This window comes from Bacillus sp. NPDC094077, assembly GCF_050279465.1.
GTDB lineage: Bacteria > Bacillota > Bacilli > Bacillales > Bacillaceae_G > Bacillus_A.
In genome coordinates, this window is sequence record NZ_JBNNUF010000001.1 from 321,739 (window position 1) to 338,210 (window position 16,472).

14 protein-coding genes, 1 pseudogene and 1 riboswitch are annotated in these 16,472 nt (G+C 36.2%); of the genes and pseudogenes, 1 reads left to right on the forward strand and 14 read right to left on the reverse strand.

Features of this window, described 5'->3' with window-relative positions; genetic code table 11:
* Positions 1-80: 80 nt before the first annotated feature.
* The 6 genes from ACQKNR_RS01585 to ACQKNR_RS01610 all read right to left on the reverse strand — a co-directional run bounded on the left by ACQKNR_RS01585 (position 81) and on the right by ACQKNR_RS01610 (position 7,814).
* Positions 81-1,157 carry a BMP family lipoprotein gene (locus ACQKNR_RS01585; RefSeq protein WP_427314900.1) on the reverse strand — a complete coding sequence of 359 codons (1,077 nt, stop codon included), beginning with the start codon at positions 1,155-1,157 and terminating at the stop codon, positions 81-83.
* Between the two features lie 89 nt (positions 1,158-1,246).
* Positions 1,247-1,972, reverse strand: a complete 726-nt coding sequence (locus ACQKNR_RS01590) for a GntR family transcriptional regulator (RefSeq protein ID WP_000114182.1) — start codon at positions 1,970-1,972, stop codon at positions 1,247-1,249.
* A gap of 233 nt (positions 1,973-2,205) precedes the next feature.
* Positions 2,206-2,307, reverse strand: a riboswitch (purine riboswitch).
* A 203-nt stretch (positions 2,308-2,510) separates the two neighbouring features.
* Positions 2,511-4,892 (reverse strand): DNA translocase FtsK, encoded by a 2,382-nt coding sequence (locus tag ACQKNR_RS01595; protein WP_427314902.1) that lies wholly within the window; start codon positions 4,890-4,892, stop codon positions 2,511-2,513.
* Between the two features lie 213 nt (positions 4,893-5,105).
* Complete coding sequence (locus ACQKNR_RS01600) at positions 5,106-5,309, reverse strand: YlzJ-like family protein (protein ID WP_427314904.1); 204 nt, start codon at positions 5,307-5,309, stop codon at positions 5,106-5,108.
* Positions 5,306-6,043 (reverse strand): translocation-enhancing protein TepA, encoded by a 738-nt coding sequence (gene tepA / locus ACQKNR_RS01605; RefSeq protein ID WP_427314906.1) that lies wholly within the window; start codon positions 6,041-6,043, stop codon positions 5,306-5,308. Before tepA ends, ACQKNR_RS01600 begins: the two co-directional genes overlap by 4 nt.
* A 100-nt stretch (positions 6,044-6,143) precedes the next feature.
* A complete protein-coding gene (locus ACQKNR_RS01610) occupies positions 6,144-7,814 on the reverse strand; it encodes a ribonuclease J (protein ID WP_427314908.1) in 1,671 nt (556 codons plus the stop codon).
* A gap of 713 nt (positions 7,815-8,527) precedes the next feature.
* On the opposite strand from ACQKNR_RS01610, the pseudogene ACQKNR_RS01615 reads away from it, so the two are divergent.
* Positions 8,528-8,638 (forward strand): annotated as a pseudogene (locus ACQKNR_RS01615) (GNAT family N-acetyltransferase); the annotation flags it as partial.
* 168 nt (positions 8,639-8,806) lie between these two features.
* Here ACQKNR_RS01615 and dapA read toward each other — a convergent pair.
* The 8 genes from dapA to ACQKNR_RS01655 all read right to left on the reverse strand — a co-directional run bounded on the left by dapA (position 8,807) and on the right by ACQKNR_RS01655 (position 16,428).
* The gene (gene dapA, locus ACQKNR_RS01620; RefSeq protein ID WP_427314910.1) at positions 8,807-9,685 is read right to left on the reverse strand and encodes a 4-hydroxy-tetrahydrodipicolinate synthase; all 879 of its coding nucleotides are present in this window, start codon (positions 9,683-9,685) and stop codon (positions 8,807-8,809) included.
* 11 nt (positions 9,686-9,696) lie between these two features.
* Positions 9,697-10,929, reverse strand: coding sequence for an aspartate kinase (gene dapG / locus ACQKNR_RS01625; RefSeq protein ID WP_427314912.1), 1,233 nt, complete (start codon positions 10,927-10,929; stop codon positions 9,697-9,699).
* Positions 10,930-10,952: 23 nt separating this feature from the next.
* Positions 10,953-11,999 (reverse strand): aspartate-semialdehyde dehydrogenase, encoded by a 1,047-nt coding sequence (gene asd / locus ACQKNR_RS01630; RefSeq protein ID WP_193409982.1) that lies wholly within the window; start codon positions 11,997-11,999, stop codon positions 10,953-10,955.
* 150 nt (positions 12,000-12,149) lie between these two features.
* Entirely contained in the window at positions 12,150-12,749 is a 600-nt protein-coding gene (gene dpaB, locus ACQKNR_RS01635; RefSeq protein ID WP_427314914.1) for a dipicolinate synthase subunit B, read from the reverse strand.
* Positions 12,746-13,648, reverse strand: coding sequence for a dipicolinic acid synthetase subunit A (gene dpaA, locus ACQKNR_RS01640; RefSeq protein ID WP_427314916.1), 903 nt, complete (start codon positions 13,646-13,648; stop codon positions 12,746-12,748). Before dpaA ends, dpaB begins: the two co-directional genes overlap by 4 nt.
* Before the next feature lie 170 nt (positions 13,649-13,818).
* Entirely contained in the window at positions 13,819-14,070 is a 252-nt protein-coding gene (locus ACQKNR_RS01645; protein WP_427314918.1) for a YlmC/YmxH family sporulation protein, read from the reverse strand.
* A gap of 130 nt (positions 14,071-14,200) precedes the next feature.
* Complete coding sequence (locus ACQKNR_RS01650; protein WP_427314920.1) at positions 14,201-15,442, reverse strand: M16 family metallopeptidase; 1,242 nt, start codon at positions 15,440-15,442, stop codon at positions 14,201-14,203.
* An 86-nt stretch (positions 15,443-15,528) separates the two neighbouring features.
* The gene (locus ACQKNR_RS01655) at positions 15,529-16,428 is read right to left on the reverse strand and encodes a polysaccharide deacetylase family protein (RefSeq protein ID WP_427314921.1); all 900 of its coding nucleotides are present in this window, start codon (positions 16,426-16,428) and stop codon (positions 15,529-15,531) included.
* Between the last annotated feature and the right edge of the window lie 44 nt (positions 16,429-16,472).

A 16,472-nucleotide genomic window follows, 5' to 3' on the forward strand; every position in this document is an offset into this window, starting at 1 on the left:
CCCCAATTACACTCTATTAAAAGTAATTTTATATATACAAAGGTTAGTTCTAAGAACTAACCTTTGCTATTTCTCTATTATTATTTCTTTAGAGAAGCTTCGTATGTTTTATACTCATCATCAGTCGCAGGTACTTTAATTTCGCCAGCAGTAATTTTCTTCTCAAACTCTTCTACTTTTGTTAAAATTTCTGGGTTTACTTTTTTCACATTGTCAGTCGTTTTCGCAATACCAACACCTTCATCTTTTAAACCAAACTCTTCTACTTTTCCGCCTTTTAACTTACCATCTTTCGCTTCTTGTGCCACTTTTGCTACCGCAACATCAACACGCTTTACCATTGAAGTTAAAGTTACATTTTCAGGCATACCTTCTTGATTTTGGTCACGGTCAACACCGATTACCCAAACGTTTTCGCCTTTTTTCTTACGATTTTTCGCTTCTGTAAATACACCGTTACCAGTTGCACCTGATGCATGGTAAATTACATCAACCCCGCCACCGTACATTGCTGATGCTAATACAGATCCTTTTTCTGGTTTATCAAATGCATCTGCATATTGCGCTACAATCTCAATGTTCGGATTTACCGCTTTCGCACCAGCTTTAAATCCTGATTCAAATTTTGTAATTAATGGGCTCTTTACACCGCCAATAAAGCCGATTTTATTTGATTTTGTCGTCATTGCTGCTACAGCACCAACTAAGAATGAACCTTCATGATCTTTAAATGTAATGCTTGTTACGTTCGGCTTATCTACAACTGTATCTACAATTGCAAATTGTTCTTTCGGATACTGTTCAGCTACCTTTGCAACAGATTTTTCCATTAAGTATCCAATACCAAATGTTGTATTATAATTATCTTTCGCAAATTTCGTTAAATTCGGGATATAGTCAGCATCTTTACTTGATTGAAGATAACGGTATCCTTCATTTTTCTTTAAACCGTTGTCTTTACCGAATTTATTTAAACCTTCCCAAGCTGATTGGTTGAATGATTTATCATCAACGCCCCCAACATCCGTTACCATACCAACCTTGAATTCTTTGTCGCCTTTCTTGTCACTACTCGCTTTATCCGAATTACCACATGCACCTAACACTGTACTTGCTGCTAACGTTAACGATAATAAAAGACCTGCTTTTTTCTTCATACTAGAAACCCCTCCTGAAATGATATGTCTATTTTTTATACGCTGCTGTCCCTTACTTCTTGCTGTCACCTCCCTAAAAAGGAACTTACCTACATACGTTTTCTTAATACGTGGAAGCTAAACTTGTCAGCTCTAAAGTAATTGATAGAATATAAGATTGGCTCATCATTTTGATCATAGTGCATTTGTTTTAAAACTAGCAGTGCCGTTTCAGGTTCACATTCTAAAATCGGCGAGATTTTCGGATGGTAGCCAATTGGCTCAATATGAGCAACAGCATACGTTATGCGTTTATGCGTGTTATTATGTATCACTGTAAGCAATGATTCCTCATTGTACCCCGATAAATCTGGCAATATTTCTTTTGCAAGTTTATCGATACAATATACAACAGGTTCCCCATCTGCTGTACGCACGCGCTCAATCATCACTGCATTAAAACCATCTTCACTATTAAACTTCTCTTTTTCTTCTTCTGTTAAAGTTGTTGTAGATGATGATAAAAAGATTGTTCCTGGTGTTTTCCCCACACTAGAAATCATATCTGTAATACTAGAAAGTTGTTCAATTCCAGAAGAAAATAATGGCTTTGCATTTACAAACGTCCCTACACCATGTCTACGAATGACAACATTTTCTTCTTCTAAAATACGTAACGCTTCCCTTAAAGTCGCTCTACTTACGCCAAGTTCTTTCGCTAAATCAAACTCTGATGGTAACTTTTGTCTTTCTTTGTAAGCCCCATCTTTAATTTTTTCTTTGATGTGATCAATCACCCGTAAATATAGGTGACGACTATCGGATTTTACTGACATAAGACTCCCCCGCATTTCAATTATTCGACCTCTGATGTAAGACTTCTTTTCTCTTTTTTCAACTTACAACATAGTACAAATTACTAACTGCTAAAAATAAGCGCAATTGTCGAATAAATATTAATAATTTTTTAAGATGAAATTTTCACTCTTTACTGCATAAAAAAAACTTTGCGCCATAAACATTCCTCATTTCGAGAAAAAGTTCGGCACAAAGATTCCTTACATCCTTTGTTACACACTTTTCCCCTCATAGTCTAGCAATTCATGGTTGCCAGGTAGAAACTTATGGACCTTATCTCCAAGATTATATGAGGCAGTGATTCTTTTCGAAGTAATCTTACCACTTGCTCCCATACGTGTCAACAAAATATAACATTTTTCTACATTAAATATCGAACATTTATAAAAAACATACTCAAAGTATTCGTATTCTAAAGAATCGACTAAAATGTAAGCCCTTTCTTTACTGTTGAATATAGTATATAACAAAAACAGTATATAAAAAAGCCTAATTGTAAAAACAATTAGGCTTTTTTTAAGAACTTTTTTCTTGCACATCATTAATAAGCACTTCTCTCGGTTTACTACCTTCATATGGGCCTACTACACCGTTCATTTCCATTGCATCAATTAAGCGAGCAGCTCGCGTATAACCTACTCTAAACCTACGTTGCAGCATAGAAACAGATGCCGTTTGCATTTCCACTACAAGCTGAACTGCTTCATCATATAATTCATCTTCTACTTCCTGCTTTGTATCAGGAACATCTTGCGGAATCATATCTTCTTGATATTGGGCTTTTTGCTGTCCAATAACATACTCTACAACTCTCTCAACTTCATCATCTGATAAAAATGCACCTTGTACACGTACAGGCTTCGATGCACCAATTGGTATAAATAACATATCTCCACGACCTAGTAGTTTCTCCGCACCACCACCATCAAGAATTGTACGAGAATCCGTTTGGGAAGATACAGCGAATGCAATACGCGATGGAATGTTCGCTTTAATAACACCCGTAATAACATCAACCGACGGACGCTGCGTTGCAATAATTAAATGAATACCAGCAGCACGAGCCATTTGCGCTAGACGCATAATCGCATCCTCTACATCAGACGAAGCAACCATCATTAAATCAGCTAACTCGTCCACAATTACTACAATATACGGTAATTCAGGTTGTTTCGCTTCTGATTGACTATTATGTTCTTTAATATAGTCATTATACCCTTCAATATTACGCGTGCCACTATGAGCAAATAATTCATAACGACGCTCCATCTCACTCACAACTTTTTTCAATGCTTGCGATGCCTTTTTCGGATCAGTTACAACTGGCGTTAACAAATGAGGTACACCGTTATATACATTTAGCTCTACCATTTTCGGATCAATCATCATTAATTTTACTTCATGTGGTTTTGCACGCATTAAAATACTAACAATAATACCATTAATACATACACTTTTCCCGCTACCTGTCGCACCAGCTACGAGTAAATGTGGCATTTTATTTAAACGGGCTAATACAGCTTCACCTGTAATATCTCGTCCAAGACCAATTAACAATTTCTCTTCCGGATGATTATTAGCCTTAGAATCAAGAACTTCCCTAAGCGTTACCATAGAAACTTCTGAGTTCGGAACTTCAATCCCTACAGCTGATTTCCCGGGAATAGGTGCTTCAATACGAATATCTTTCGCAGCTAAAGCAAGCGCTAAATCATCACTTAAACCGACAATTTTGCTTACCTTTACACCCATATCAGGATACACTTCATATTTTGTAACTGCAGGACCTCTATGTACTTTTGTTACCTTTGCTTTCACTCCAAAACTTTGGAATGTACGCTCTAATTTACGAGCATTCTCATAAATTTCCGCATTTTCATTTGTAACTTGTTTATTCTTCGGAAATTTTAATATATCAAGTGAAGGAAGTTTGTAATCTTTATTTTCTACATTTGAAAATTGCATAGGAGGTGCTTGCGTTTCACCCTCTAGTGATTCAACGATTTTTTCTCCGCGCTTTTTCTTTAGCTCTTCAATAGGTGGAGTCTCTTCGATAGACGGTGAATTAATCAAATCTTCTTGCTCTACTTCGATTCGTTTATCCTCTTCTTCATTTACAGGATAATTCTCAGTGAAATTCGAAATAATTGGAGGATCAATTTGGATCTCTTCCATTGGCTCAATAACTTCTTCTTGTTCCACAGCACGTTCGCGCCTTGTACTTCTTGTTGTTTTTTTCTTTTCAGTTTGTTCAGCCGTCCTTTTGGATTTCCACTCTTTATAATCCCCTTGCATGACTTGAAATTGACTTCTAATAATTCTACCAACTGGAGCTAACACTTCTCCAATATGCTTATTTGTTATACAAAGTATTCCGAGAATAACTAAAATAATGCCAATGATATAGGCTCCTACTTCGTCAAATAAGAAGTAACATGTTGCAAACATAAGCGCACCAAACATACCACCACCTAAGTGAACACTATCTGGCCCTTTTTTCATTTCAAGAAAGAAATTATCTTTTGTACTCACAATAACAGAAGTATTTTGCACTGCTCCATCTTTCGTAAGAAGGTTAAATAATGTGATATGACTAAACATTAATATCGCCAATACAATTAAATAAAAACCAATTAACCGTTTATTTAAAAGGTTCGGCCATCCACGTTTTATAACAAACGAAACCGATAAAGCTATTACACCTAACACACCAATTATGTACCATTCACCAAAGAAGAAGCGAAAAAATAACACAAACGATTTTCCTACAACACCCAGCTGCAAAATCGTAATGATTGAAAGTGCAAAAAGAGTCAAACCGACGATTTCATAATACAAAGTTGGCTTTATCGTACGTCTTGCTTTTGCCTTCGTCCCTCTTTGCTTTTGCTTTGCCATTTCTTCACCTCGTGTTCTACATATAAGGACCACTTCCATTTAAAGGGCTCTCCTTATATGTTTGTTTTCTCTATTTTTCAGGTCTTTATATCTTCTATTTTTACACTTCTTGTAAAATGTTAAATAAACAGAAGAAAGCAGCCTACTCATGGCTGCTCAACCGTCTTGTTTTTTATATTATACCATAGCTTCTAAACAAAATCCTTCTTTTTGCTAAAAGGTTATTTTCTGACCAGGCTCAAACTCTAAGTAGTGAAGTGGATTCGTACTTAACACACGTACAATAGAATAACATTGATGTTCATCTTCAGAAACCATTAATTCCACACCATTTATATTTACAACTTTTTGGCTTTCACATTGTGAATAATCCGCCGGATACACAAGTTGCTCTGGCATAATTGTATATAAGATCATTGTAGCATTGTCCCTTCTGCACGATCATCTATTAATTCGTTTAATTTTCGAATTGCACTCCCAATACCGCCGACATCATCTATAAGACCGTACTTTACTGCATCACCACCAATTACATTCGTCCCAATATCTCGTGTTAAATTCCCTTTCGCAAACATAAGTTCTTTAAAACGATCTTCTGTTACTTTTGAATGCTTCGTCACAAATCGAATGACTCTTTCTTGCATTTTATCTAAATACTCAAATGTTTGCGGCACACCTATAACAAGACCCGTTAAACGAATTGGATGAATTGTCATCGTCGCAGTTTCCGCAATAAACGAATAGTCAGTAGAGACAGCGATTGGCACACCGATGGAATGACCCCCGCCTAAAACTAGAGATACCGTTGGCTTCGAAAGCGAAGCTACCATTTCAGAAATTGCTAGACCTGCTTCAACGTCACCTCCAACTGTGTTTAATATTAAAAGCAACCCTTCAATTTTCGGATTTTGTTCAATCGCAACAATTTGCGGAATGATATGCTCGTATTTTGTTGTTTTATTTTGCGGTGGCAACTGAACATGACCTTCCACTTGTCCAACGATTGTTAAACAATGAATACGGGATTCATTCATTTGTGGTACATTTGTCTGTCCAAGTTGTTGAATTTTTTCTACTATTGAAGCCTCTTTCCCGGCTTCTTTTGGCTCAGCTTCTTTCTCTTCATTTGTATAACGATCACGTTCTGTCATATCGCATCCCCTTTCACTCGTATATAACTATTATTTCTTAAGTTATAAATTTCATTCGATAGGGTTAAAAAGAAAAAGATCACCCATAAGGTGACCTTTTTTATACTTCCATAATAATCGGTAAAATCATAGGTTTTCTCTTTGTTTCTTCGTACAAGAACTGTCCTAATAATTCACGAATATTTTGTTTTAACATAGACCATTCAATTGAATATTCTTTAATTGATTGCTCAACAATCATACGTACAATCTCTGTAGATCGTTCAATTAATGCTTCTGATTCACGAACATATACAAAGCCACGTGAAATGATTTCTGGACCTGAGATAATTTTCTTTTCATCTTTACCAAGTGTTACAACAACTACTAATATTCCATCTTGAGATAACATCTTTCTATCTCGAAGAACGATATTACCAACGTCACCTACACCTAATCCATCAATTAAAACATTACCAGCTTGCACTTTACCAACTAAATTTGCCTCATCGTCACCAAAAGCAATTACATCTCCTTTTTCTACGATAAAGATATTTTCTCTTGCAATACCTACATCTTCAGCTAAATATGCATGTGCTTTTTGCATACGAAACTCACCATGTACGGGTACAAAGTACTTTGGTTTCATTAAATTTAACATCAATTTTAATTCTTCTTGACTACCGTGACCTGAAACGTGAACTTTTCTTTCACCGTAATAAACAACCTCAGCTCCAGCTCTAAATAACAAATCAATAATTTTCGATACAGATATTTCATTACCCGGAATTGGAGAAGCCGCAATAATAACCGTATCGCCTTTACGAATTGAAATTTGTTTATGCGCTTGCTTTGCCATTCTAGAAAGAGCCGCCATCGGTTCCCCTTGGCTACCTGTCGTTAAAATAGCTACCTTTTTCTCTGGGAAATTGTCTACTTCTTGCAGTGAAATAACCATACCTTCTGGAACATCTAAATAACCAAGACGTCTTGCGATATCTACTACTTTCACCATACTGCGTCCTACAACCGCTACTTTTCGTCCTGTTTCAGCAGCTGCATCAAATACTTGTTGAATACGATGTACATTCGATGCAAATGAAGCAACGATAATACGACCTTCTGCGCCGTAGAACACTTTAGAAATTTCTACACCAACTTCTTTTTCCGAACCTGTATAGCCTGGACGCTCAGCATTTGTACTATCAGATAATAAGCACAGTACGCCTTCATTTCCGATTTGTGCCATTTTCCCAAGGTCTGCTCCACTATTTCCAATTGGAGTTTGATCGAATTTAAAGTCTCCCGTATATACGACAGCACCTTTTGATGTATGGAAACAAACACCAACAGAATCCGGAATACTATGTGTCGTCCCAAAGAATGACACCGTTGTAGTATTAAACTCTACTGTTGAATTTGAATCAATTGTTTTTAAGTCTACACGGCCTAACATACCCGCTTCGCCAAGTTTTTCTTGTATAAGTCCTACCGTTAATTTCGTTGCATACACTGGAATAGATAATTTACGAAGTACATAAACAATTCCACCAATATGATCTTCATGACCGTGAGTAATAAATAAACCTTTTACACGCTCTTGATTTTCAACTAAATATGTAATATCAGGAATAACGATATCAATTCCAAACATTTCATCTCCTGGGAACATTAATCCTGCATCTACAATAAAGATTTCAGAATCAATTTCAACACAGTACATGTTTTTCCCGATTTCACCTACTCCACCAAGAGCAAATACTTTAACAGACTCATTCTCTTTTCTCTTCATGTTGTTGCCTGGTTTAAAAATCTTGCAAACACTGATTTCACTAAAATTGCAGAGACACCAGGGGAAACCCTACAACCACCATATATTCACCGTCCAAGACGAATGTCCTTACCGTTATGCGATATCATGTCCTTGTTTATTTTTTAAACCAGGTTTCACCTCTCTTTCATTATATAAATCAAATATCTTATTCGATATGATATGAAAATTTAATCAAATTATAATTTTTTCCAATTTTGCTAAGCATACCCGTACTAAGCTACTTAGCCATATTATACCTGATACAAGAAATAGAACACAAGTTAAATCGTGCGAAAGAAAAAGTAAAAGAAAGGAATAGCACCAAAAGTATCAAACTTATTTCCGTAGCTTTTATACTCCATATTATTTTGAAGAAGCACCCCTAAATACCCTAAATTACTTTCATATGATGTATTTTCCAGATTTCTCCCTTGAATTACACAAAAACACTTATGAAATGAGGTGTTTTTATGGATTACGTCACATTTGAGAAAATTCCTCCGAAAAACATAACCGAAAGTCTACTACATTTATACAAAAGTATTTTCTGTACTAACACCGACTTTTTAACGAAACTAAAGATGCAAGATTCTTTTCTTATAAACGTTGCAATACATGACGAAACAGTTGTAAGTTACAAAATTGGATAGGGATTTAATAAGGTTAAATTTTTTAATTGGCTTGTTGGGGTTGACAGTCACTATAGAAATCAAGGAGTTGCCACCAAATTAATGCAGAAACAACATCATACTTTAAAAGAAAAAGGTTATTCTATCGTTCAAACAAAAACAAAAAACAAGTGACGTAATATGCTTATTTTAAACATAAAAAGTGGTTTTGATAGTATAGGAACATATACAGATGAAAAAGGAGAGCCTAAAATCATTTTACAAAAAAACTTACTTTAAAACAGATTCAAACATTTTCATACTAATAAAAAAATGACCTAGTTTCAAACTAGGTCATTTTTATTAACGAGGAATAGATTGCATGACAGATTGTAACGTTACTCTTTCTTCTTCTGTTAATGGAAGAAGTGGTAAACGTACAGAACCTACATCTAATCCAACCATTTGTAACGCTGTTTTTACTGGAGTTGGGCTTGGCGCCATAAATAATGAATCAGTTACTCTTACAAGTAATTGATGTAATTTTTGCGCCTTCTTAAACTCTCCTGCTTGGAATGCTGCAATCATTTCTTGCATTTCATTTCCAATAACATGAGATGCTACTGAAACGATACCTTTCGCTCCAACTGCCATAGCCGGTAACGTTAAACCGTCATCACCGCTGTATACTGCAAAGTCGTCCGCTGTTTTTTCAATGATCTCTGTCATTGTTAACACATCGCCGCCTGCATCTTTAATCGCAACAATGTTTTCTATTTCTGATAAACGAACAACTGTATCAACGGAGATTTGTACAATAGATCGTCCTGGAACATTATATAGCATAACCGGAAGCGGAGTGCTTTCAGCAATCGTTTTAAAGTGCTGATACATCCCCTCTTGACTCGGTTTGTTATAATACGGTGCTACTAGCATTACTGCATCAACACCAACTTCTGTTGCCTTTTTAGTTAAGTCAACAGAAGCATGCGTATTATTGCTACCAGTTCCAGCGATTACGGGCACCCTTTTATCGACAACAGATACGACATGGTGATATAACGCTACTTTTTCTTCTGAAGTTAATGTAGGAGATTCACCTGTCGTTCCTCCTACCACGATTGCTGTTGTACCGTTATCAATTAAATAATTTACCAATTTCGTTGTCTTTGCAAAATCGATATTCCCGTTTTTATCAAACGGTGTTACCATCGCGGTTGCAATTGTCCCAAAATCTATCATGGTCTCACTCCTTATTGTTCCAGTTGCTTTTCTTTTGAAAGCTCAAACGCACTATGTAATGCATTTACAGCTTCCACTAAATCGGTTTCTTTTACAAGAACCCAAATTGTTGTATGACTATCTGCTGATTGCAGAATTTGAATACCTTTTTCCGCTAAAGCTGTAACGATTTTCGCAGTAACCCCCGGGATACCTGCCATTCCAGCTCCAACGATAGATACTTTTGCACAATGCTCTGTCACAATTGGCTCATAGCCAAGTTGTTTCAATACTTCGACAGCACGAGCTGATACATTATCATTTACAGTATAAGCTACGCCAGTCGGAGAAATGTTAATTAAGTCAACACTGATGCCTTCGTTTGCCATTTCTTTAAACACATGCTGTTGTATATCATATGCCGTTTCTTTTGCATGCACTTTAATTTGCGTTACGTTTGATACATGAGCGATGCCTGTAACTGGACGTTCTTCGACATCCTGCCCTTTCGTTGCACCATCGTATGCTGCAATAAGTGTACCTTCGCTATCAGAATACGTAGAACGTACACGAAGCGGTACTTTTGCATGCATCGCAATTTCAACCGCACGTGGATGAACGACTTTTGCACCTTGATAAGCCATGTTACAAATTTCGTTATACGTTACCGTTTGAAGATGACGTGCATCTTTGACAATACGAGGATCCGCAGTCATAACGCCTTCTACATCTGTGAAGATATCGATATATTCAGCATGAAGCGCAACACCTAATGCTGAGGCTGAAGTATCACTACCTCCGCGTCCAAGTGTTGTCGTATCACCCTTTTTCGTTTGCCCTTGGAATCCTGTAACGACGATTATATCTACATTTTCTAACTCTTCATGTATACGATCGCAATTCATTTCAATAATCTTTGCATTCGTAAAGTCATCATTCGTTACAAAACCAGCTTGTGCACCATTTAATGCTGCTGCTTTTATGCCGTTCTCATTCAACATATTAGAGAAAACGATTGCTGAGATCAACTCTCCGCATGATAATAATAAATCTTGCTCACGTTTAGAAATAGTAGATTCCTCTTGATTTACAAGACTTAATAACGTATCTGTTGCATATGGTTCACCTTTACGGCCCATAGCAGATACGACAATAACTACTTTATAACCCGCATCTAGCGATTTTTTTATATGATGAAGCGCATGCTTACGTCCATTTTCATCACGTACTGATGTGCCACCAAATTTTTGAACAATAATTTTCATATTTTGCACCTTCTCTTAGCCGTTTACACTAATTGTAATTTTACTAAACGCTCTGCAATTTGAACTGAATTCCATGCAGCGCCTTTTAATAAGTTATCAGATACGACCCAAAGATGGAATCCTTTATCGTTATTTAAATCTTTACGGATTCTTCCAACGAATACTTCGTTTTTACCTACTGCAGTAGCTGGCATTGGATATAACTGCTCTTCTGGGTTATCTTGCAGAACAATCCCTTCCGCATTTGCAAGTAAGCTCTTTAATTCTTCTACTGTTACGCCGTCTTTTTCTACTTCGATGTAAACAGACTCAGAGTGTCCTGATACAACTGGTAAACGTACACATGTTGCCGCTACTTCTAATTCAGGCATATGCATAATTTTTTTCGTTTCATTAATCATTTTCATTTCTTCAAACGTAAATCCATTATCTTGGAACTTATCAATCTGTGGAATCGCATTAAAAGCAATTTGGAAATGTTTCTTATCACCTGATACAGGTAATACATTCGCCTTAACTTCTTCGCCATTTAAGATTGCTTGTGATTGTTCATGAAGTTCTTCAATCGCTGCCGCACCAGCACCTGATACAGCTTGATATGTGGAAACGATTACTCGTTTTAAACCATATTGCTGACGAATCGGCTCAAGAGCGACTACCATTTGAATTGTAGAACAGTTTGGATTTGCAATAATTCCATTATGCTCTTTTAAATCGTTTTCATTTACTTCAGGTACAACAAGTGGCACGTTTTCTGTCATACGGAATGCACTTGTATTATCAACAACAATCGCACCGCGTTTTGCTGCTTCTGGCGCTAATTGTTTCGATACAGATCCACCAGCACTAAATAGTGCGATATCTACTCCTTCAAAACTTTCAGGAGTTGCCTCTTGAACTGTAAATTCTTCGCCTTTAAATACAAGTTTCTTACCTGCAGATCGTTTAGATGAAAGTAACGTTAACTTCCCGATTGGAAATTCTCGTTTCTCTAAAGTATTTAACATTTGTTCACCAACTGCGCCGGTTGCTCCAACTACAGCGACATGAAAAGTTTTTTGCTTTTCCATCACTATGCCCCTTTCTAGATACCAATCCTTCTATAACTTAGAATCAGAAGGAGTATACAATACCCCTTCTAATCTTAATAACGTTAATTTTATCATATTCTACAGTAAGAATGATGGTTTCATCAAAAATTGTCCGTTTTTTTTCGTTTTTTAATTCATATATCTGAATTTTTCTACGACAACCGGTTGCAATTGCTTTCCTTGCAATGCTTCTAATACTGTATCTTCCAATAACTCCATACGAGCTACCATTGAATTCGGTTTTTTCTCTGGTGCGTCTTGGCCGAATGGGACGAAGTAGATATTTTTTGTAGCCATTAGGCGCATGAGGTTTACGCCATTTAACCCCAATGCATCATTCGTCGAAACCGCCAATACGACAGGCCTGCCATTTCTCAGCGTCGCTTTTGCTGCCATTAGTACTGGAGAATCTGTCATTGCATTTGCAAATTTACTCATAGAATTCCCTGTTAAAGGAGCGATTACCATGCAGTCTAATGGAATCTTAGGTCCTAGCGGTTCTGCGCCAACGATTGAATTAACAGCTTTAAATCCTGTTATTTCTTCAATCTTCTTAATCCATTCTGCTCCTTCTCCAAATCTAGTATTTGTTGATTGAACAGTATAAGAAACAACAGGGCGCACTTCTGCTCCCTCAACAATTAATTTTTCTAAATGAGGCATCACTTCCTCATACGTACAATGTGAACCTGTAAATCCGAAACCAATTCGTTTCCCCTTCAAACTCATTTCTTTTCCTCCTCCTTTGCGTTTACATCTGCTGTTAATAACTGAGAAAGAACGTTTGCTAAAATTTGTCCAGCCGTTTTTGGAGCAACAATACCTGGCAATCCAGGTGCTAGCAACGCTTTGACTCCTCTTTTTTCCGCATATCTAAAATCGGTACCCCCTGGTTTAGAAGCTAAATCGATTACTAACGTATGAGCTGGCATTTTCGAAATAACATTCGCTGTTACAACGAGATGCGGAATGGTGTTAATCACAATATCGATATTCCCTACTTCTTTCTCAATATCTTGCATATGAAAAGGAGAAAACATCATTTCTGTAATACGTGCAATATGTTCAGACCGTCTTGCTCCAACTTTGACATGGGCTCCTAATGATTGAAATGCTCTGGCAACACTCATCCCTGTTCTACCAAATCCTAAAACCATTACATTAGACCCATGAATTGTATAGTCGGTATGTTGAATTACCATCATTAATGTACCTTCTACAGTTGGAATAGAATTGTAGATTGCCACATCATCACGATCAAATAATTTAACAAGTTTTCGATTTGTAGTAGATACAAGATTTTCCAAGTAAGGCGTACCAATACCTGAATATATAGTAAAGTGTTCTGGTGTATTTTCAATTTTTTCTTTCGTAATAGAAACTTTTTCGTTTGAAAAAATAGTATCTACTTCTCCCTTGGCATTTGTACCTGCAACTGGCAAAATAATTGCATCTACAGAAGTGAAATCTAAATTTTGTATACTTTCTTTTGCTGCCCCCGTGAAGCCATGATCTAACTGATCAAACCCTATCAATGAAAGTTTCGCATCCAATTCAACTAGCTTGCGAATTACTTCTAGCTGCCTTGCATCTCCTCCTATGACAGCAATATGCATCTCAGTCAACATTCCCTAATTCACCTTCTTTTTCTGTCGTTTATAAGAAAAGTGCCTACTTTTTCTTTTTCCTCCACATCATATGTAATGTACGAGTTTTAGGTGATTGAAAATCAAAACGCACATATGATTTATCAGCTTTCTATGTAGATACAAAAAAAGATGACCAAAATGGCCATCTTTCACTTCGAATGTGAATGATTTGTAATATCACAAAGGATTATATCACGTCCCACTTTCTTAATTTGACTCCACGCTACCCTTACTTCTTGCGGTTCTTTTTTAAAACCTCCCCATTTCCCAGCAGGTATTATAAGTGTTTGTATTTTTCCATCTCTCTCATTAATCTCTAAATCCACATAACCTAAAACTCCCATTTTTTCTGCGCTTTCCAAATTTACAATTTCCTTACCACTTAATTCACTTAATCGCATACACTCTCCCCCTCCCAAATTTTCCATGTGAATTATCTATAATTAGTACCTATTCTGTACGTATAAAAAAAATAACCATATCTCACTTAAAAAGGGATACGGTTATTTTCGAATACATCAAAAAAATCAATTATAGTTTTATTCCTTTTGGAAGTTTTCCATCTGGACTAATAAGTGCCGCAGAGAATTCATCTGTAAACATGTTGCGAATCAATTCGTCTACATTTTCTTTCGTTACGGTGTTTACACTTTCAATAATTTCATCAAGTGAACGATGTTTACGAAGAAGCAATTCATTTTTACCATTGCGGCTCATACGGCTATTCGTACTTTCTAAACTTAACATTAAATTTCCTTTTAATTGCTCTTTACTATTCACAAGCTCTTTTTCTGTAATACCTGTATTTTTTAATGTCTCTAACGTTTCTTGCATTGTATCATACAATGTATCTAATTGTTGGCTACCTGTTCCACCATACAATGTCAACATACCTGTATCTTCATAAGAAGAGTGATAAGAAAATACTGAGTAAGCTAACCCACGTTGCTCACGTACTTCTTGGAATAAACGGCTACTCATACTACCGCCTAAAATATTATTTAATACAATTAAGTTATAAATATCTTCGTGTCCCATTTGTAAGCCTTTATATCCTAGACATAAATGAGCTTGTTCTGTTTCCTTTTTACGTGATACCTTATTAAAATGGAAAATTGGGCTATGTACTTGTTCACGGTTTGTTGTTCCTTCATAACTACCGAAATATTGCTCTACAGTTTGTAGAAATGCTTCATCAATATTTCCTGCAATTGATACAACAACATTTTCAGGTGTGTAATGATCTTTAATATATTGACGTAACGTATCACCTGTAAATGTTTCAAGCGTTTCTTCTGTTCCTAAAATAGGATAGCCAAGTGGATGCGTTTCATATGTCGCTTTCGTTAACATATCATGCACAATATCATCTGGAGCATCTTCGTACATTTTGATTTCTTCACATACGACATTCTTCTCTTTTTTCAGTTCTTCCTCATCAAATGTTGAATTAAAGAACATATCTGCTAAAACATCTAAAGCATATTTAGCATGCTCATCTAACACCTTTGCATAGTAACATGTATATTCTTTCGAAGTAAAGGCATTCACTTGACCACCAATGCTATCAAATGATTCTGCAATTTCGCGTGCGCTACGTGTTTCTGTCCCTTTAAAGAACATATGCTCTAAAAAGTGTGAAATCCCGTTATTTTTTTCATTCTCATTTCTTGATCCTGCATGGATCCAAATACCAATTGCAACCGATCTTACTGTTGGTATATTCTCCATAACAATTCTTACACCATTTTTACAAGTATATTTTTTAATCAAAAACTTTCCTCCTACTGCCAGTTTCTCTAAATAAACGCTATTATTTAATGATAACAAGTTTAAGGATGAATGTCATGCAAATGTATTTAATCCACACGTTTTTCATCCAGTAATTCTGTTATATTCCCCACTCTATATCCTTGTTCCTTTAATTTTGTAATCATTGTATCTAATGCTTCCGCTGTAGACGAAGTAGGGTGCATTAATACAATGGCACCTGGATGTATTTTTCTCATTACTCTCTGCAATAGAACGTCTGGATCTGGTCGCTTCCAATCAATTGTATCTACAGTCCACATAATCGTTCCCATTTGGAAATCATCTGCAATTTTTACAACTTCATCCCGAAAACTTCCACTCGGTGGGGCAAACCATCTCACTTTTTGATTCGTAGCAGCTTCTATCATTCGATTTGTTTTTTGTAACTGATCTCGGATTTCGTCTGACGATAACGTTTTCATATTAGGGTGTGTGTAAGAATGGTTTCCGACTTCTTGATTTGCATCAACAATCATTTTTGCAAATCGTAAATTTTCTTTCACCCAACGTCCTTCTAAGAAGAAAGTCGCCTTCACATCATGTTTTTTCAATATTTCTAGTATGCGAGGTAAATACTCATTTCCCCATGCCACATTTATTGTTAATCCCACCATTTTTTTATTTGGATGTCCTCGATAAATTGGGGCTGGTGATAAATCTTCTAAGTGGACACTCGGTGACACTTCCTTGAATTCAAGATGTTTTTGATCAAATCCCTTGAGCTTTTTCATATTATTATACGACGCTTCTATATCTACTTGTCTTCCATTATATCCAGGTGTCGCTTTCCAAATCTTATCGATCATCGCGTTTTGAGGAGCAATCTCATACTGTTTTGCTTGTTTTTGAATTTCTTCATACAAATTATCCTGCGCCAAAACAGAACTAGAGCCTACACCGACATATAAAAAAAATATACATATGTATGCCATTATACGAACTTTCATATAAACCCTCCCATTAACTATATAAAAAAACATTTTCTTCTTAT